This is a genomic window from Vibrio sp. V38_P2S17PM301 (assembly GCF_009904845.1).
Taxonomy (GTDB): domain Bacteria; phylum Pseudomonadota; class Gammaproteobacteria; order Enterobacterales; family Vibrionaceae; genus Vibrio; species Vibrio proteolyticus.
Window position 1 is genome coordinate 1 of the sequence record NZ_WXWO01000092.1, and the last position, 18537, is coordinate 18537.

Genomic DNA, 18537 nt, shown 5'->3' on the forward strand with positions numbered 1-18537 from the left:
TTCTGCGTCTTTGCGTTATAAAAATAGATGTAGTGTTTATCCTCCATTTTGATCTGGTGGACGATAGGCCAGGTTGTATTAAAAGCAGACTCTCCACGTTGAATGGCATCCACATCAAGTGACGCGCAAAGCGCTTGCAGTTGCCGTTCACTTTCACGTATCAGTTCGTAGATATAAGTGTGCTTCAGTGAATACAGTGTTTCATCAAAGAATTGTATTTTGGTTCTGACTAACCCTTGATAGTGCAGACCTGCCATAAGAAAACTAGCCATTGCAATAACGGCTGCGAGTATCAGCATCAGCTTTGTTAGCAAGTAGTGATATTTAGATAAAGAATTCTTTGGCATTCCAACATTCTCATTATTTTTAATCGCGCGATGCTATCTCAAGTTCTCGAACAATCATGTTGATATCAATCACGTTTGTACGCATAACTTCGTCTTGTAAATGAGATTTGGTGTTTATGGTGTATTCAGTTTGCGATGTGTTTCAAATATTTACATGTACGGTTTTCTACTGTTTTAACTATGCCTCTTGTTTCGTATCATCGTGTCTTTTCAGTTTAGTATAAAAATAGAACGCTTGTTAATTGAGGTGGTAGAAGCTGTATTTTCACAAGAATGGTGCAGAAAATGGCATGTGTTTAGTGTTTTTTCTGCTTATATACGAGATCTGTTTATAGGAGCACCAAGCTACGACACCAACTTTGAATCTATTTGGCAGTATTGAATTTGGAGGTTTATATGAACCATTGGAAAGTCATTTGGGAGGCAGACCACAAGCAGGCTACTACTCGAAATTTGTTTAGAAGTGTCATTATAAGCTGTAGCAACTGGGAAAGCGCTGTAATAGCGATTTCTGCAACGTTCTTCCTATGCGGGGTCATCTCACTTTACTGGTTCCCAAATATATCCTTTTGGCCAATCGGGATCAGCGAGCTCGTTTTAGTCTTATTTCTTAGTCGAATGAAGAAGCGTCTTATTTTGCGAGAGTTTGGTGATCTTTCACACCATGTAGTCCCTCATAACGATGAAGTTCATCAAACAAGTCGTTACTTGATGTTTAAGCAGAAACTCCAGGAGCGCTCGATTACTAGCAACCAAGTGTCAGAATGCATGGAACTATTAGACTTACAGATAGATATTGCTGACTCTAGTGGTGTTTTACGTAAGAGCTTTGGCAGTTTTGTTGGGGGGGTATTCCTGGGGTTAATTACGACGTTAGGCAGAAAGCTTGAAACGACAGAGCTAATTCAAACTGCGTTGACTGCCGCTGTAGCATTTTTCCTCATATACATGGTGTTATACATAATCCCTTCAAAGTTAGAGAAGCTTAAAGAGATGAAGTATTTCATGCTTCTCTATAATCGAGAATTCAATATTGGAGAGTCACGAACTAGTTAGACTGACAAAATGCAACAGTCATCTATTTGAAAGCTTAATGCATCTCCGAATGTATCAAATTCTTCAATCGTGTCCCAAGTCACTCTATCAACCACAAGATATTTGTCTTGAACTACAGAAAAGACTAGTCGTGTGGTTGATTCTTCCGAAAATGCAAAATACTCTCTCAGTGTTTCTTCATCCCAAAATGCTTTATTGGCATCTATAACTCCGTCGAGGAAGTATGGCTCCTGCTTCTGAACACTGCCGTAGAGGCTAAGTCCGTTTAAAGAGAAGCCATTGGTAAGCTTAAGTATTTCTAGGTATTCGTCTGGAAGAGTGACGCTAAACTGTTCTTGTACCTTATCTCTCAACGTCTCTAGTTCTATGCTGGTGGCTGAGTCCAAGAAAAAGCCGGCTCCAAATGTACTTTCGTCTTCATTGTGTTGATGAATTAGTGCTTGAAGAACTTCTTTAAAGGTCATAGCTGTTCCTTACTTAATCGGGTAGACATTGCCATTTGGGATTGGCCAGTCAAGCTCAATACTATCACCAACAGATATGCCGGTAGTAGTTTGTTTCTGGTAGGTTGTAAACGCACTATGCTCAGGCGCATTTCTAATGAGTACTAAGTTAGAGAAATCATTGGTACCACCATCATCTAGTGGAAGTTTATGATGGACTTGGAACCCCGAGGGTACTCGTTTGGCTGCGAGTTTCTGAATCTCTGAATCTGGAACACCGAGATCTTTAAGCTTACTAACTGCCTTTGGATCTTTAGATAAAGCTTCTAGGTAATCACCTCGAATACTCTTATTGAACGCTTTTCTAAGTTCTGTGTATTCAGCCCGGTCTCGTTTTAAGTACTGAATATTGTGTACTTCGACATTGTCGAGAGTAATGCTTTCCCCTTTGTATTTTCCTGTGAATTTCGTTTTGACGAGTTTCTTAACTGGCTCATCTAGAAACTTACCTGGCATAGCGATTGCGGCCATTATCGCAGCGCCACCTAAGGTAGGCTCATCAATGAATTTCTGGCCTTCCTTAATGAGCGTTTCAGCATCTTCTGCGAACATCGAAACAGGATCGATGTTGACACTTTTGAGACCGTCTAACTCTGGATTCTCGAGAACTTCTTGAATGCTGGGAAATTCTACAGGGATACGCTTGCTTTTCTTGTCATACTCAACCACTGATGCGCTAAGGGGAGGGATTCTCTCAAAGACCGACTTGGTTGGATCTTGTGTCTCCAGACGAACTGCAGATGAGTAATGCGCTACTCCATTGATTTTTGCATCGAGAACAAACTTGAGTGATCTCGGTGTCATGCTTTTGATCTGACCAAATGGGTCAATGACGCTCTCACCTGGCTTTAGGCCATCAACAATCAGAACTTCTTGGCCACCGCTTAGCTCACTCGTTTGCTTGAGGCAAAACTGTTGGCAGTATTTAGATAGGTAATTGACGTGGACTATTTTGGGTACGTCTTGTGTTTTAACTCTTAATGCCGACACAATCCTATAGAACATGGTAGTGCGCCTAATAACCAATGACTGTCTTTCATATTCGTAGGTTCAATGACACTGGTCAATTCAATCAGAAATCCTATATTCAAAGGTTTAAAGGACTGCAAATTTTTACGCGATATAAAGGATAAAGTTATCATTGCCCCGTGGACACTCTTGTTAAAGGAGTGTCACTACATTATTCGTTCTATCAGTATCAAGATGTTTGATTGGATAGTGTCTAATCTCACCCTCATACAAGAGCAAATAGACTTTCTGTTCCATGTAGGCGCCAACGACGTAATGGTGACTTGGAATAGCGTACTGGGCATCTTGTGCCTCGTCATCAATACATAGTGCCTTTACATCAATCACTTTGACTCTCTGTAAGCCGATCACGTTATCGGCATCAAGAAACCCACCAAATGGAAAGTTCTTTGCGTCTCCACCTCGAATGAGCACTCTCAACTGACCACAAGACAGTTTACCTATTGGACCAATCAGACCGTTAGGCCCCAGGCGTTCAATCTTGTAACTGGCGTTTACTTGAATCGTTCTATACATACTTTAAAAACATTGAAACTGTATATATGTACAGTATAATTTAAATGGTCATTCAGTCTAGGGGGAATCAGATGGGGTTAGTTACGAACATAGAACGCTGGGAGATGCCTGCGGCAATTGGCCTTGCTACTGAAGGTATCAGAGCGAAGTACAATGTCGGGGCTGGTGGCGGAGGTTTTGGAGCTGCTGATGTTGAGATTGGTTCAAAACTCGATGGAGCAAAGGTTTTAGCTGCTATAGAGCGTATGGCCAAGACAGCGCCGCATCTTGCGGACTGGAGTATGTTTGCGTATGCATCGCCGTTGTGGAATTCAGAGGAAAACAAAGCGCGACTGATTGACAGTGTTTCCAACGATTGGGTGGTATGTGCTTCCGAACAAGGTGTAATGATCCAAAAGAGAACTTACGAACGGGTCAAGACTTTAGTTCCTGTCATTGCTGGTGGTTTGGCTTTAGAGCAACTCGGTGGTGCACAGGTATCTCTGACAATAGACGGCCTTTCTTATACACCGACATTGACTAAATCTTATCTCATCCACGTTCTGGCTAAGGCAGATACTGAGGCAGAGAGTTGTACCAGCGAGACCTATTTTAAGAAGCGTGTTCGTTACTATCAAAAGCATTGGAATGATTGGAGTCAGCACGTTGAGGCAATACGGACCTTACTGATTAACTATGATATTGCTGCTCGGCAGATGTTTAAAAAAGAGCTTGAAAACAAAAACGGGACAGTTTAGTGTATAAATATCTAGTATGGATAAGTGTACAGTGCTTATGGGAGCCGCCTTTTAGGCGGTTTTTTTGTATCTGTCACTTAACGATCCACGCAATTTTCTCTTCATCTCATTTCCAATCAAGGACACTCCATCCCGGGGGTGGTGATATGCGTATGCTCGAAAAACTCTCTAGCGCCATCGCGTACGGATGGTGTGCGTTTCTGGCTGCGATAAGTGCATTCTTTTCGTTTGTCAGCACGATAACACCAGACTGGTGGGTGGCGATTTCGTCCATTATCGGAACGATAGTGACGACCTACATCAATTACCACTTTAGGAAAAAGCAAGCCGAGCGGGAGATGCATCATGAGCAGCATCAGAAATAGCATCACCAAACTCGCCGCAATGGGAGCGAGTGCGCTAATTATGGCAGCGACCATGGTTAAGCCTCTTGAGGGCATAGAATTTGTACCGTACTACGATGTGGCTGGCGTGTTGAGTGTCTGTTATGGGCATACTGGTCCGGACATCATTAAGGACAAAGTCTATTCCCAATCAGAGTGCGATGCTCTACTGGATAAAGATCTGAAGAAAGTAAAGCGACACGTGGACCCGCTTATCAAAGTGGTGATACCGGAAACAACACGTGCCGCCCTATATTCATTTACTTATAACGTCGGGGTGGGCGCTTTTAGGCGTTCGACACTGCTCAAATTGTTAAATCAAGGTCATTGGGCGTCTGCTTGTGAACAGTTGAAACGTTGGGTTTATTCGGCGGGTAAGCCTTGGAAGGGGCTTATGACCCGACGAGATATCGAGAGGCAGGTATGCTTAATGCGAGACTGATTGTGTGGGGCGTTGCAATGTCACTTATTTCAATCGTAACGCTGTCGTGCTGGCTCTATGTCGAACAATTACGAAGAAGTGTCGCAGAGCAGCAGCTAGAGCAGACGAGTCAAGTTCTTTTAGCTCAACGGGAGTTGAATAGGGCTCAACGCGACAAGATCAAAGAGTTTGATCAACTTGGTATTCAACATCAAAACGCATTGCGTAAGGCCCAGCATGAAATCGATATTCTTGGTGATGAGCTCAATCGTGCTAATCAGCGCTTGTACATCAACGCCGACTGTCCCACCAACCGAGTGCCCGATACCCAACCGTCCGGAAGCGTGGAGTATGAAGGAGCCGCAAGACTTAGTCGAACAACTGAACAAGATTATCTACGTCTCCGACGAATGATGGTGAAAAACTATCGCCAAACCAAGTACTTACAAGACTACATCAAAACGCAGTGCTTAGCGTATTGAGTGGGTCCTTCCGCGCGACCACAGACACTACGGGGGCTTGACCTCGCAGAAAGTCTCTCGGTAAAAATTTTTTTAATTTTGGGGGGTTCCGGTTTCCGGTCAAAAACCATGAATGAGCGACCTATTCAATCCTGGCAAAAAGTTTACTCAGTCGGATATAGCGAAGCTCCTTGGTCTATCAGACAGACAGGTCCGAAACCTTGCGGCTAAAGGGTTTCTGCCTGCGGCCAAGGGACGAAACGGCTGGGAGCCGCTGGCGTGTATTCATGCCTATAACACCTATTTAAAACGGTCAAAATCCGGAAGTGAAAAACCGGAAACCGACGACAATGAAGAGGAAACGTTCGAGAAAATTGAGCGTGAACTCAAACTGGAAGAGCGGCGTGAAAAGCTGGCCATGATGAGGGCCAAGCGCGTTCTGTTTGAAAAGAGTTACGCCCCCATCGACCTTATCGTCGATACGTTAGAGCAGGTGTGTGCCCGAGTGGGAACGCGCCTCGACACCCTTCTCCCTAAACTCAAAAACGCATGGCCGGACATGCCACCCGAAGCGGTGGAAGTGTTGGAAGCCGTGATTGCAGCAGTATTGAATGAGTGTGCAGATGTTCAACCCAACTTCTCAGACTACATTGACGGCGATCCGGATGAAGGTCCGGCGTGGCTTGATGGGGATGCGGAGAGTACTGCCGATCAAGGGATCGGAATGGGCGGATAAGCATTTCCGGTTAGCGGCTGGTTCATCTCAGGAGGAAGGGTTCTGGGAGACACTGCCTCTTCAGATTGTGCCGCTGAACATGATGTGCAATCGGGCCATTACCGAGCTGACTATGCAAAAGTCTGCACGTGTCGGCTGGTCAAAATTAGTCGTGGCTGCCGACAGTTGCTTGCACGCTCAGTTCAAAACGAATTCCGTTATCTACGTTCCGACAGAGAGTGACGCCAAAAACATCTCGGTGACGGAGGTTGATGCCGCCTGGCAGGAAATGCCGATCATGCATCGCATCTTTCCGGCACTGTTTGCCAAAGATCAGCGAAATACTGTGTCGTATAAGAAAGGCACTGGCTGGTCTCTGCATATTCTTGGTACTTCCACGCCCCGCAATATGCGCGCTTTGACCAAAGGCGCGGTGTTCGGTGATGAGATCGATGGCTGGGACTGGGAAGTCGGCAAAGAAGGTAACCCCATTGACCTGGCGTTTAAACGTCTTGAGGGCGCAGCCTTTCCCATGGCGCGCTGGGGTACCACGCCAACCAACAAAGGGGAGTCTCACATCGAGCGGCTGATGGCCCGGATGGAGCTCACTTTTCGGTTCTATCTCCCTTGTCCGCATTGTGGTAAGGAGCAGGTCCTGGAATGGGGCAGTAAAGACGCCAAACACGGTTTCAAGTGGGATAACACTCAGCCAACGTTAGCGAAAAAAGCGAAATCCGTTTATTACCGCTGTCTCGGGTGTGACGACCCCATTTATTACCAACATTTGTACAAAATGGAACTGGCCGGACGCTGGAAAGCGGAAGACGGTACCTGGACAAAGGATGGCCATGCGTTTTTTGACGAAGACGGTCACCCCGCACCCACGCCGACCTCTGTTGGCTTGCATATCTGGTCTGGTTACAACACTAAACTCAGCGAAGGCTGGCGCGGCATCGTCAAAGAGTTTCTGAAAAAGAAAGATGACCCAATCCAGCTAAAAACGTTCGTAAACCTGTCATTAGGTGAACTCTGGGAAGGGGAGAACGGCGAGAAACTGGACTGGGAACACCTGAAATCCCGTCGGGAAGTGTGGTGGGTCGGTGAACGGCGCAGCAACCCGGTTCCGGATCGGGCGGTCGTGCTCACTGGAGGCATCGACACTCAGGATGACCGGGTAGAACTCTACATTTGGGCCTGGGGCGCCGGTGAAGAGTGTTGGTTGGTTGAGCACATCGTGCTTTTAGGCGATCTCTCCACGCAGACGCTCAAAGATGCGGCCGGAAAAATGCTGTACCGGACCTACAAAAAGCGCAATGGCGACACCATGGGCGTGGAATTGTGGTGCTGGGATGCCATGGGCCATAAGACGGATGACGTGTACACCATGAGTCGCCATCACGGTGTGACCTGGGTGATCCCCATTCAAGGGGAAAACCAGTACGGCAAACCCATTCAGACTTTTCCTCGCAAGAAAAACGCAAAAAAAGTGTATCTGACCCGCTTGGGTACGGATGGCATTAAACAGCGCCTATATAGCCGTTTGTGTTTAACACCCAAAGGCGATGAGCCGGTCCCCGGTTGTATCCATTTTCCTCTGGATGACGAGATTGCGGGTGATGAGTTTTTCAAACAGCTTTGCTCGGCCAACAAAAAGCTGGAGTACGACAAATCCAATCGTCAGGTGTGGCGATGGGTGAAGCAATACCATCCCTTTGACGAAGCGCTCGATGGCTGGAACTACGCCTATGCCGCGCTCAATATCCTGATCCAAAAGTTTGGCCTGGAGCTCGATGAGCCAGAGCCAGCTTCCGAACAACCATCCTCCGGACTCAGCATGGCTGAGCTGGCCGAACGACTCAAAGGTGGACGATGACTTTACAAGAAATGCTGCAGGAAGCAGAAAGTGCTTATCACAAGCTGCAGACAGGCACCATGGCGGTATCCGTTCAAAAAGGAGAGCGTCGGGTCGAATTTAACCGGGCGAACATACACGAACTGCGTGCCTATATTGAAGACTTGCGTCAGCAACTGGGTATGGGCAGTGCGCGTCGCCGTCGTCCAGCAGGAGTCGGATTGTAATGAATAATATCGGACTACTGGCAGCTGATGGCCAGACCCCCTTGAGAGAGGCGGTGTTCAGAGCGGGCGGGTCGGGGTTTGGTGATCAAATGCGAGACTGGAATCCAGCCTCCAAATCCGTCGATGCGGCATTTTTGCCTGTCATGAAGCAAGCCAATGCGCGCACGGACGACGTTACCCGCAACAACGGCATCGCGGCCAATGGGATCCAGCTACACAAGGACCACATCATTGGCTCTGAATTTCGTCTCAGTTACAAACCCAACTGGTTACTGCTTGGCATTGATCCGGACAAAGGCTTTGTCCGGGAAGTGGAGGCGATTTTTCGTGACATTGCGGAAGATCCGAACTGCTTTATCGATGCCGAGCGGCGCCGGACGTTCACCATGATGATGCGTGAAGGGGTGGAAACCCACGCCAACGCTGGTGAAATCATGGCAAAGCCGGAATGGATAGAGAGCCGGCATTCGCCGTTCTCGACCTGCATTCGTATGGTCGCACCGCGAAAAGTGAATAACCCGAACTATGCGATGGACAAGCCGGATTTGCGTGGCGGGATGGACTTCAACCGTCACGGTGCGGCGGTGGCCTATCACATCGAAGAAGGTGCGGACAACTTTGGCATGGCCAAACGCTGGCGCCGGGTTCCCAAATTTACCCGCTCCGGTCGGATGGGATTTTTGCATGTGTTTGAGCCCAGCGAAGGCGGGCAATGTCGGGGCGTCAACAAGTTCTTATCGAGTCTTGAGCAGCTCAAGATGCTGGATACGCTGCAAAACACCACGCTCCAGCGTGCCATCGTGAATGCCATGTATGCCGCCAGCATTGAGTCGGAACTGGGCAGCGACCAGGCGATGGAATTTCTCTTTGGTGCCGGAAAGCGAGAGGGCGCCATAGAGCAAATGCTGCTGAAGTACGGCGAGTATTACGCCGCGAATGAAGTGAAGTTCAACGGCGTAAAACTGCCTCATCTGATGCCGGGTGACAAGATAAACCTGCACAGTGCGGGTAATGCTGACAATGGGTTTGCGGCGCTTGAACAGTCCATTATCCGTTACATTGCAGCTGGTTTGGGGGTGGATTATGCCCAGCTGTCGCGCAATTACTCGCAAATGTCTTACAGCACGATCCGAGCCGCCCATAACGACTCCTGGCGCTATTTCATGGGTCGCCGAAAAATCATTGCCAACCGGTTCGCCAGCCAAATCTTCACGTTGTTGTTTGAAGAGATGCTGCTGCGCGGGTACATCACGTTGCCTCGCAAAGCGCGCTTTACCTTTTACGAGCGCCGGTATGCGTGGACCAAGTGTGACTGGATTGGCTCTGGTCGTCTGGCGATTGATGGCCTCAAAGAAGTCAAGGAAGCGGTGCTTCGTATCGACAGCAGTTTGTCGACCTACGAAAAAGAGCTCGCGTTGCTTGGCGAAGACTATCAGGAAATCTTCGAGCAACAGGTCGCTGAAATGGAAGAGCGAAAAACGAAAGGTTTGCCACCGCCGAGCTGGATGAAGCTGCAGGCGCTGGCTCCGGACAACCCAAACGAGAGTGCCAATGAGTAATTTACAACACTTAATCAGCAACACCTTTAACCGACCGTTGGCTCTGGAAGCGGGCTACGCCCGGGTGTTCTTTTCTGCGCTCAGTCAGCGCCTTGGCAACGTGGTCCAACTGACGGACATCGATGGCTCGGTACTCAGAGAGCAGGACATGAAAAAGGTCGCGGCGGGTTACGCCCGAGGGCGCTCTGGCGATCGGAGCTACCAGGTGAAACATGGCATCGCCGTGATCCCGATTGATGGCACTCTGGTGCACAAATACGGTTACATCAAACCTTATTCCGGCATGACCGGCTATGACGGGATCATGTACCGACTGAACGAGGCCATGGCGGACCCGGATGTCCGCGCCATCCTGCTTGATATGAACACGCCCGGCGGCATGGTTGCCGGGTGTTTTGATCTGGCGGACAAGATTGCGCAGCTGCGCCAGGTGAAACCTATTTGGTCACTCGGTTATGACATGCACTGCAGTGCGGGTCAGATGGTGGCCAGTGCCTGCTCCCGCCGATTGATTACTCAAACGGGCATTGCTGGCTCTGTAGGCGTGATCATGGCTCACACCAACGTGGAAAAAATGCTCGACCAACAAGGCGTGGAAATCACGCTGGTGACCGCTGGGGATCACAAGGCCGACGGCAACCCTTACCAGTCCCTGCCCAAAGCGGTGCAGGAAAAGTGGCAATCGGAAGCGGAAGCCACGCGTCAGATGTTTGCCGGAAAAGCAGCGCAATACATGGGGATCGACGTGAAAAAAATTCTGGCGACCGAAGCGCAGACCTACGAAGGTCAGGCGGCGGTCGATATTGGCTTCGCAAACGAAGTCGTCAACGGGCTTGATGCGGTTCAACTGATGGCGGACCACTTCAAGACATCTTCAACCACCTTTGATAGGGGAGCCGCTATGACGGTGCAAGACCAAACCACGACCGAGGCCACGACGACGCAAACCAATGCGGCAGCATCGGCCTCCGTGACCAATCCACAAGACGATGCTCCGACGTCTGAGCAGGCCGCAGCCGCGGCTTCCAGCGAGGCGACATCCGCCAGCGATCCTGCCACGCAGGAGCGAGAGCGTTGCATGGGCATCATGATGCTCGAAGAAAGCAAGGGCCGGGAAGCGCTCGCCAACCGACTGGCGAACAACCCGAAGATCTCCGTTGAGGAAGCGCGAGACATTCTGGCCAGTGCTCCGGTTGCTACCGCTCATGATGCCGGTAGCGCACTTCAAACCCTGGCGGCTGAACACGGTGACCCACTGGGTCAGGATGTCAGTTCGGCCGACGTAACCGAGGAGCAGCAGCACATCAACGCGCTGGCTTCTTCCTACAACCGCATCGACTAAGGACGACGCCATGAGTGAGAACACAGAATACACCCCAGATGAATTTTGGATTGGGTCACCGGTGACCGCCCGCGCCACCATCAAAGCCGGAGAGGCGTTTGCGGCCCGAACACCACTGATGTTTGATGCTACGGACACGGCCACGCTGGTTGCCTGGGACGGTACACCGGGCACGGCCGTTGCGCTTTCTGCTCGTGACGTGGTGAGCACGGGCGTTGATCAGCTGTCGACCGTTTACCTGCAAGGCGGCTTTCGCATTAGCTTTGTGAACTGGCCGGATGGGGTCACCACCGATAAGGCCAAGCGCGCCGCTTTCATTGGCAGTGCGGTGTACGTAGACGACGAATACTGATTCGTCGTTTTTCTTAACGATTTAAGCAAAGAGTGACTTATGCCTGATAACTACACGACACGCGAACTGCTGGGCGCCATTCAACAAGCCGGTATTCGCCGTGACAATTTCTTTATGCGTTTCTTCTTCCGTGAGATGTACACCTTTAACACGGAAAAAGTCGACCTGGATATGATCCCGAACAAGACCAAAATCGCGGCGTACTGCTCGCCGATGATTGGGGCGGCAATTGATCGCAACCAGGGCTTTAAAACGTCGTCCTTTAAACCGGCTTACGTGAAGTCCAAACATGCCGTCACGGCCAACCAGAGCGTCAAACGTCGTCCGGGTGAGCCAATGAAAGGCGCGATGTCAGCGGGTGATCGCCAGAACGCGATTGTGATGCAAAACCTCGACATTGAAGAGCAAGCGGTTCGCGACCGTGAAGAGCTGATGTGTGCGGAAATGGTCTATGACGGTAAAACGGTCATTGACAGCCCGTACATCGATCAGCCTTACGAGATCGATGCGGGCCGAAATCCGGACAACAACATCACCCTGATTGGTGCAGCGCTGTGGACAAACCAAGACCGCAAAACCTATGACATCGTGGCGGACATTGAAAAATGGGCGGCCGAGTCGGAAGGTCTGACGAACGTGGTGATTGCGGATCCGAAAACCTGGGCACTGATGCGTGAGTTCACGACGTTCAATGACAAGGTGGAAACCCGCCGTGGCTCCAAGTCTCAGTTGGAAACGGCCCTGAAAGACCTGGGGGCCACGGTCAGCATCAAAGGCAATCTGGGCGATGTCACGATTGTGGTGGTGGATGAAGAGTACATCGACCGCGCGGGCGTGACCCAGAAAGTGCAGCGTGACTATCACCTTATCCTGGCGCACACCGCCGTTCGCGGCGCTCGGTTGTACGGTCAGATTCAGGACCAGGCCGCGCAGCGTGAAGGTTTTGATGAAGCGGAGCGCTACGTCAAGGACTGGACGGAAGGGGGTGACCCGGAAGTGCGTTACACCAAGACCGAGTCCGCGCCTGCGATGTACTTGATCGACGTGAACAAAGTGGTGGTAGTGAAGGTCGCGTAAGCGGCCTTTTTACTGAGAGATCACGATTGGGACCATGGTCCCAATCCTTTTTTGGACAATATCATGAGCCGAAAAGACAACCTGAAAAAACGCATTGATGCGCTGTGCAACGAACTTGGTCTGGACAAAGTACCGTACGATGACAGAACGACAGAAGCGCAACTGAACATCATGATCGACGAACTGGAAGCGTCGCTGCCAGACGGGCCTGATGAGGGGGGATCGGATGATGAAACCAATCCAGGTGAAACGGACGCCGAAACGCAAGATGATGACGCTGACGATTCAGCCGGTGATGAAATCGACGAGGGCGAAATCGACGACCGCCCTGTGGTGTTGGTCGGCGTGGGTGAGTTGCCACCGGATGAAACCCTGACGGAAGACGGTGAGGCGCCTGAAGTGCTGACCAACGACCAAGGGCTCGTTCAGGTCCAAGCACTGAAAGCGTTTCAGGCCAAAGTTGATGGCCACATTACGCTGATTAAGAGTGGTGACACGCCGTATCTCGATGAAGACACGGCGATGGAAGCGGTCGAAGCTCACTTAGCGTGTTTTATGGCTCGGCTATAACGGATGGACAGGCGCGATTTTCGCGCCTTTTTTATAGGTTTTTTATGTTTGATTCGATATTTGAAGAGGCTATGAAAAAGGCAGATGCGGTCATCTATGAGACGTTTGGTAACGTTGATGTGCTGGTTAATGGCCATGAGCCGGTTCGTGGCATTTTTGATGCCGAAGGGCTGCTCAGCAGACTGGCCGCGGGCGGTCAGGTGGATACCCAAGAGGCCCGTTTGAGTGTGCGCAGTGGCGATGCTCATCATCTGGCAAGACGGACCCCTATCACGCTGATGCTCTCCGATGGGCAAGCTTTACACTTTTACATTGAACAGCGCTATCCGCAATACGATGGCGAAACGCAATTCACGTTGTCGGAGAGATCGGATGGCCAGTCCTCAACAATCCCAGATCTTCGATATTGATCTCGATGAACTGACGGCGATTCGACACAGCGTGGGCGCCACCGAAAAGGAAATGCGCCTGGCTTACAACCGGGCGCTGGCCCGCACGGCGGTGACGGTGCACAAACTGGCTGCGAAGCTGATGCGCGACGAACTGAAAGCGAAAAACCTCAAGCTTATCCGCGCCCGTTTGAAAAAGTTCAGGCTGAAGAAAGGTGGCAAAGCGCTGGATGAACTCAAGTTGTGGTTTGGCCTGAATCCGGTCCCGGTGCATGCGCTGCGTGGTCGGCTCCGATCGACGAAAGACAGTGGTGCCACGTTCACGCCGACATCCCCGCGCCTTTCCCGGGTCCATGAGGCCAGAGGCTTTGTGATCGAGAAAAATGGCCAGAAGATGATGTTCCGACGCACCAGTGCCAAGCGGTATGAAATGGTGAAGGTGGAGATTGACGATGCGCTGCATGTACGTATTGAAGACGAGATTTTTGAACAAATTCCGGAGATTTTCGTCCGGCATTTCACAACAGACATTAAAGGCCGGATTGCCCTTCGGCCAAAAAAATAGAGGCTGTCCATGGCGAACGTAACGCTGGCGGAATACCATTCTGCGGTTCTTGACTATCTCACCACCCAAGTGGCCTGGTTAACCTGTGTTGAACACTACCCGGAAACCGAAACGGAACTGGCCACGCCCTGCGCGTTTTTCTCGGTTCTGGACTGGGAGAAGAGCGACAACCAAAAAGGCAATGGCCAGCTGACACTGAACGTCAACTGCGAGCTGCTTGTGGTGTATGGATTCAGCGATCCGGATTATCAGGTCAAAGTGCGGGATGCATCGATGATGCTGAGCCTGTTGATTGATGAGTGTCGCTTTGGGCTGGAAATTCGCCCTGCCGTATTGACCAGTGCGGAGCCGGACTCGTTCAACCCTGAACTGGATGGTTACGCCGTCTGGTCGATTCGCTGGGTCCAGCCTCTGACTATCGGTCAGGTTGAAATCAGCGCGCAAACCTTTACGCCGGGTACTGTGATGGTGGGGTATTACCCTGATGTCGGCCCGGACAAACACTCCGATTATGAAGTTGTTCTGAACGTTCCACAGGAGTCCTGATGAGTGAAGACCCCTGGTACCTGATTCACCGGCTTTCCCAACGTGTGGCGAACCTTATCCGAAGCGGGCATGTGTCTGCGGTGCAGCACAATCCTCCGCGTGTCAAAGTGGCTTACGACGTGGATGAGGCAGGGAAGCCGGTGACCACCACCTGGTTGCGTTATTTTGAAGAGCGAGCGGGTCATAAGCGTCAGTCGGATCCGGCCAAGGTCGGTGAGCAATGCATGATTTTCTCGCCGGGTGGTGACCTTCGTAATGGCTGGGCATTGCTGGGTATGAATACCGATGACAATCCGCCTGCCAGCGTGGACCCCAACAAACATGTTTGTGTGTATGACGACAATACCCGGGTGGAATACGACCGGGCCGAGCATCATTTGACGATCACCATTGCCGGAGGCGATGCGACGCTGAATGCGAACACGTTTTACATCAACGCCGACGTTCGCCATAAAGGCGATTACAACCAGACTGGCAACCTGACCACTTCAGGTAAGATTGCGGCGCTGAAAGACATTGTGTCGGCGGCGCACATCCAAGATATGACCGGCTCAATGGCGGCGATGCGAACGCAGTACAACGGCCACCGTCATGACGGTGGTCCACTCCCCGACACCCCAATGAGTTAATGCGATGAACGGAACAGACAACCAGACCGGACGCGCTTTGGTCGGTCGCGCGCACCTCAAACAAAGCATTGCGACCATTTTGACCACGCCAATCGGCAGTCGGGTCATGCGGCGAACCTTTGGTTCGAAATTGCCCCGTTTGGTGGATGCCCCGTTTAACGCCAGCATCCAGATGGACATGATTGCGGCAACGGCCGAGGCACTCTCACGCTGGGAGCCCCGCCTGGAATTGCAATCGGTCTCCGTGACCAGTCCAACACCGGGCAAGGTGCAGATTGATTTAACCGGTATTTATTTGCCAGACGGCCAGCCCATCAAACTGGAAGGGATTGAGATTAAATGAGTACGACGATTGAATTGTCCAGCTTGCCAAAGCCGAAGGTCAAAGAAGATCTGGACTTTGAGACCGAACTGGCCGGAAAAAAGGCGCAACTGAAAACGCTCTACCCGCAATGGGATGCCGATGTGGAGTCGGACCCGACCGTGGCGAATCTGGAAGTGTCGGCCTACTCAGCCGTCAACGAGCGACAGCGGGTCAATGATGCGGCGCTGTCGGTAATGCTGCCGTGGTCGATGGATGAAGACCTCGATAATCTGGCGGCGTTCTTTAACCTCAAACGCGAGTTAATCCAGCCGGGTGACAATACGGTTACGCCGCCTATCGAGCCTATTTATGAGTCCAACGAATCCCTGCGGCGTCGCTGCCTTCTTGCATGGTCGGGCATTTCCACCGCCGGACCGAGAAAGTCATACATCTTTCATGCGTTGTCGGCTTCCGCGCAGGTCAAAGATGCGTATGCCTATCGGGTGCGCGGCGGGGAAATTGCGGTGGTGGTGCTCAGTCATACGGCAAACGGTGAGGCGGATGCCTCGCTGATTGCGACCGTGGACGCACACATTAACCAAGAGGACGTCCGGCCGCTGTGCTGTGACGGCACTGTCAAATCGGCGCTTATCCATGAGTATCAAATCACCGCTGTTCTGGACATAGCCAACACCGCTGCCAAAGAGAGCATTCTGGCGACGGCCCGAAGCAACACTGAGGCGTATACCGACCGTCAGCACCGTATTGGCGCGTTGGTCAGTACCTCTGCTTTGGATGCGGCGATGCATCTGGAAGGGGTGCGTGACGTCGACTTGCAAGGCTTTGTCAATTATCAGGCCGATCAAGACACGGCGCCCTATTGCACCGGCATCGTGATCACTGCTAAGGGGGATATGTGAGCGATTCTCTATTGCCGCCCAATGCCACCGCGATGGAAAAGGCGCTCGAGCAGGTAACCCGGGCGGACATGAGCTCGCCCATTCGTGACTTATGGAACCCGCGCACCTGCCCGGAGTCGCTACTGTATGTACTGGCCCTGACCATGGATGTGGATGTCTGGGACGACAACTGGCCGAGAGCGGCCAAAGAGCAGACCATTATCGATGCTTACAACGTGCACCGGCTGCGTGGCACGCCGAGCAGTATCCGACGCATTTTGCGTAATGCCGGATATGAGGAAGTGGATATTCTTGAAGGGCTGGGCGGGAAGTTCTACGACGGAAAACAAACTTATAACGGTCACATCTATTACAACTGGGACGAAGCCTGGGCGATGTATCGTATCTACCTGAAACGGGCCATCACGAACGAGCAGGCCGAGCAGGTGAAGATGCTGCTGGATATGACCGCGCCGCTGCACTGCATTTTAAAAGGGCTGCATTTTACGGAAGCGTTGTTTACGTACAACGGCGAGATTCGTTATGACGGCCAATACAACTTTGGAGTTGCCTAAATGGGAAGTATTACAGAAACCCCGGAGTGGGAAGAGCAGGTTTACCTGATTGAAACAACGGATGCCGTGATAGGTGGGGAAGAAGGCATCGCCAACCGTCAGCCTAAACAACTAGCGAACCGAACGGCCTACCTTAAAAAACAGCAAGAAACTATTAAAGACAAACTGGATCCGGAAAAAACGCCCGACCCATTAAATCAATACATGTTGTCGAGCAAGCTTCTTCGTGCTCTGATTTTTACGCCGGTGTATAGCGCGGGCGTCGGCTACACCCCGAACTCAGATTACGTTGCGCCTGCCGTAGGACAAAAGTGCTATGTCAACGAATATCTAACGGCCTATACGCTGATACAGCAGTTATCAAATTTAGTTGAAGAAGCGACAAAGGCGGCTGATATCGACCGCTACTGCGGATACTGGGGCTATGGCACGGACGAAAATGGTGACTATTTCACTACGCCGAATCTGCCTGTAAAAATGCATTTGAAAGCCGCAGGACAATATGGTGTTGCAGGGGAAAGTAAAGGCGATCACATTCAAAACGTGTATGGCTCGTTTGATATCCGAAAGTCGACATCAAACAGTCTAATTTTAAACACATCCGGCGCTGTTGTGAGTCAACAGAGTGTTCCTTCAGTTTCAAATAACCCGATAGATCTCGATACATCATATTCGTCAGCAACAGCGGTTAGATTGGATATTGATTTATCACGAAGCGCACGGACGGATACATACACTGATTCCATGGGTATTTTCTATGAACCGTTAATTTGGTTACCTAAAGGAGCGTTTTAAATGATTCAGTTCGACAGTAAAACCGGTGCACCTTTGCGGGAGATTTCAACTCATGTTGCTCGACCGCTTGTAACAGACAAACCGCTGCCAAGTGAGGGAATCGGTGACAACCAATACTATTCTTTTCGTGATGAAAACGACGCAGTCCCTTATTGGCCAACAAACCAATGTAACTGGGTGGTCAAAAATAAGCAGGTTAGCATCACGGCTTACCATAAAGACACTCGCGAGCTGAAAGAGTTTGACGATATTTCGTTAGTCACGAACGACTATACCTTAGATAAGCCTGTTACGATTTTTGACTACTGGACGGAATCAGGGTGGAAGACGGACGAACAAGCCAAGTTTGAGTACGATTACAAGCAGGTCAATGATCGTCGGTACCAACTCTACACAATCATGGTGGACCGATTAAGAAACGAGGCGGTTTCGATTGAAAGCGTCGAGGGCGACTCCCTCAAAGCGGCGGAATATCGCGCCCAGGCCGATGCGGCTTACCTGAAAATCAAAGAAGACAACCCGTTCCCGGAGCCGCCCGAACTGTGACCCGTCCTGATATGGGTTGACACTTTTTAACTAAAACGCTCGATGTACTTCATCGGGCGTTTTGTATTTTAAAGCCGTATGAGGCCTCATTTGATTATAGATCTCTACGGATTCTGCTACCATTTTCCTCGCTTCTTCCAGA

General features: G+C 50.6%; 26 protein-coding genes and 1 pseudogene. 22 read left to right on the forward strand and 5 right to left on the reverse strand.

All coding sequences use genetic code 11. From position 1 onward, the window contains the following. A pseudogene (locus tag CAG64_RS19285) lies at positions 1-347 on the reverse strand (hypothetical protein); the annotation flags it as partial. Between the two features lie 396 nt (positions 348-743). Here CAG64_RS19285 and CAG64_RS19290 point away from each other — a divergent pair. After that, on the forward strand, positions 744-1403 hold the full coding sequence (locus tag CAG64_RS19290; RefSeq protein ID WP_161489351.1) for a hypothetical protein: 660 nt from the start codon (positions 744-746) through the stop codon (positions 1401-1403). Here CAG64_RS19290 and CAG64_RS19295 read toward each other — a convergent pair. From CAG64_RS19295 to CAG64_RS19305, 3 genes are all read right to left on the reverse strand, one after another. After that, the gene (locus tag CAG64_RS19295; protein ID WP_161448581.1) at positions 1400-1867 is read right to left on the reverse strand and encodes a YrhA family protein; all 468 of its coding nucleotides are present in this window, start codon (positions 1865-1867) and stop codon (positions 1400-1402) included. The two genes, CAG64_RS19290 and CAG64_RS19295, sit on opposite strands and share 4 nt — an antisense overlap. Before the next feature lie 9 nt (positions 1868-1876). After that, on the reverse strand, positions 1877-2911 hold the full coding sequence (locus CAG64_RS19300) for an HNH endonuclease signature motif containing protein (RefSeq protein WP_161448579.1): 1035 nt from the start codon (positions 2909-2911) through the stop codon (positions 1877-1879). Between the two features lie 156 nt (positions 2912-3067). Further along, the gene (locus tag CAG64_RS19305; protein WP_161448578.1) at positions 3068-3451 is read right to left on the reverse strand and encodes a hypothetical protein; all 384 of its coding nucleotides are present in this window, start codon (positions 3449-3451) and stop codon (positions 3068-3070) included. A 71-nt stretch (positions 3452-3522) separates the two neighbouring features. On the opposite strand from CAG64_RS19305, the gene CAG64_RS19310 reads away from it, so the two are divergent. From CAG64_RS19310 to CAG64_RS19410, 21 genes are all read left to right on the forward strand, one after another. Further along, positions 3523-4188: a hypothetical protein gene (locus CAG64_RS19310; protein ID WP_161448576.1), complete on the forward strand. Its 666-nt coding sequence runs from the start codon at positions 3523-3525 to the stop codon at positions 4186-4188. Between the two features lie 146 nt (positions 4189-4334). Further along, positions 4335-4553, forward strand: coding sequence for a phage holin (locus CAG64_RS19315; protein WP_161448575.1), 219 nt, complete (start codon positions 4335-4337; stop codon positions 4551-4553). Further along, a complete protein-coding gene (locus tag CAG64_RS19320) occupies positions 4534-5013 on the forward strand; it encodes a lysozyme (protein WP_161448573.1) in 480 nt (159 codons plus the stop codon). The genes CAG64_RS19315 and CAG64_RS19320 overlap by 20 nt, the downstream gene beginning before the upstream one ends. After that, positions 4995-5474, forward strand: a complete 480-nt coding sequence (locus CAG64_RS19325; RefSeq protein ID WP_161457667.1) for a lysis system i-spanin subunit Rz — start codon at positions 4995-4997, stop codon at positions 5472-5474. Before CAG64_RS19320 ends, CAG64_RS19325 begins: the two co-directional genes overlap by 19 nt. Before the next feature lie 112 nt (positions 5475-5586). Then, the gene (locus CAG64_RS19330) at positions 5587-6189 is read left to right on the forward strand and encodes a hypothetical protein (protein WP_161448569.1); all 603 of its coding nucleotides are present in this window, start codon (positions 5587-5589) and stop codon (positions 6187-6189) included. Then, positions 6077-8041, forward strand: coding sequence for a terminase gpA endonuclease subunit (locus CAG64_RS19335; protein WP_161448567.1), 1965 nt, complete (start codon positions 6077-6079; stop codon positions 8039-8041). Before CAG64_RS19330 ends, CAG64_RS19335 begins: the two co-directional genes overlap by 113 nt. Next, entirely contained in the window at positions 8038-8247 is a 210-nt protein-coding gene (gene gpW, locus CAG64_RS19340) for a gpW family head-tail joining protein (RefSeq protein ID WP_161448565.1), read from the forward strand. Before CAG64_RS19335 ends, gpW begins: the two co-directional genes overlap by 4 nt. After that, complete coding sequence (locus tag CAG64_RS19345) at positions 8247-9806, forward strand: phage portal protein (protein ID WP_161448563.1); 1560 nt, start codon at positions 8247-8249, stop codon at positions 9804-9806. The genes gpW and CAG64_RS19345 overlap by 1 nt, the downstream gene beginning before the upstream one ends. Further along, positions 9799-11148, forward strand: a complete 1350-nt coding sequence (locus tag CAG64_RS19350; protein WP_161448561.1) for a S49 family peptidase — start codon at positions 9799-9801, stop codon at positions 11146-11148. The genes CAG64_RS19345 and CAG64_RS19350 overlap by 8 nt, the downstream gene beginning before the upstream one ends. A gap of 10 nt (positions 11149-11158) precedes the next feature. Beyond that, the gene (locus CAG64_RS19355) at positions 11159-11500 is read left to right on the forward strand and encodes a head decoration protein (protein WP_161448559.1); all 342 of its coding nucleotides are present in this window, start codon (positions 11159-11161) and stop codon (positions 11498-11500) included. Positions 11501-11539: 39 nt separating this feature from the next. Then, a complete protein-coding gene (locus CAG64_RS19360) occupies positions 11540-12577 on the forward strand; it encodes a major capsid protein (RefSeq protein ID WP_161448557.1) in 1038 nt (345 codons plus the stop codon). A gap of 63 nt (positions 12578-12640) precedes the next feature. Beyond that, complete coding sequence (locus tag CAG64_RS19365) at positions 12641-13147, forward strand: hypothetical protein (protein WP_161448556.1); 507 nt, start codon at positions 12641-12643, stop codon at positions 13145-13147. A gap of 71 nt (positions 13148-13218) precedes the next feature. After that, positions 13219-13557, forward strand: coding sequence for a head-tail joining protein (locus tag CAG64_RS19370; RefSeq protein ID WP_161448554.1), 339 nt, complete (start codon positions 13219-13221; stop codon positions 13555-13557). Then, positions 13520-14101: a hypothetical protein gene (locus tag CAG64_RS19375; RefSeq protein ID WP_161448552.1), complete on the forward strand. Its 582-nt coding sequence runs from the start codon at positions 13520-13522 to the stop codon at positions 14099-14101. The genes CAG64_RS19370 and CAG64_RS19375 overlap by 38 nt, the downstream gene beginning before the upstream one ends. A gap of 9 nt (positions 14102-14110) precedes the next feature. After that, positions 14111-14647, forward strand: a complete 537-nt coding sequence (locus CAG64_RS19380; protein ID WP_161448551.1) for a hypothetical protein — start codon at positions 14111-14113, stop codon at positions 14645-14647. After that, positions 14647-15276: a phage baseplate assembly protein V gene (locus tag CAG64_RS19385; protein WP_161448548.1), complete on the forward strand. Its 630-nt coding sequence runs from the start codon at positions 14647-14649 to the stop codon at positions 15274-15276. The genes CAG64_RS19380 and CAG64_RS19385 overlap by 1 nt, the downstream gene beginning before the upstream one ends. Before the next feature lie 4 nt (positions 15277-15280). Then, a complete protein-coding gene (locus CAG64_RS19390; protein WP_161448547.1) occupies positions 15281-15619 on the forward strand; it encodes a GPW/gp25 family protein in 339 nt (112 codons plus the stop codon). Continuing rightward, positions 15616-16500, forward strand: a complete 885-nt coding sequence (locus CAG64_RS19395) for a baseplate assembly protein (protein WP_161448545.1) — start codon at positions 15616-15618, stop codon at positions 16498-16500. The genes CAG64_RS19390 and CAG64_RS19395 overlap by 4 nt, the downstream gene beginning before the upstream one ends. Next, positions 16497-17054 carry a phage tail protein I gene (locus CAG64_RS19400; protein ID WP_161448543.1) on the forward strand — a complete coding sequence of 186 codons (558 nt, stop codon included), beginning with the start codon at positions 16497-16499 and terminating at the stop codon, positions 17052-17054. The genes CAG64_RS19395 and CAG64_RS19400 overlap by 4 nt, the downstream gene beginning before the upstream one ends. After that, positions 17055-17849 carry a hypothetical protein gene (locus tag CAG64_RS19405; RefSeq protein WP_161448541.1) on the forward strand — a complete coding sequence of 265 codons (795 nt, stop codon included), beginning with the start codon at positions 17055-17057 and terminating at the stop codon, positions 17847-17849. It abuts the gene before it with no gap. Beyond that, positions 17850-18395 (forward strand): hypothetical protein, encoded by a 546-nt coding sequence (locus CAG64_RS19410; RefSeq protein WP_161448539.1) that lies wholly within the window; start codon positions 17850-17852, stop codon positions 18393-18395. It abuts the gene before it with no gap. 30 nt (positions 18396-18425) lie between these two features. Here the strand turns inward: CAG64_RS19410 and CAG64_RS19415 are convergent. Beyond that, the coding region (locus CAG64_RS19415) for an integrase core domain-containing protein (protein WP_161489286.1) at positions 18426-18537 on the reverse strand (112 nt) is incomplete at its 5' end.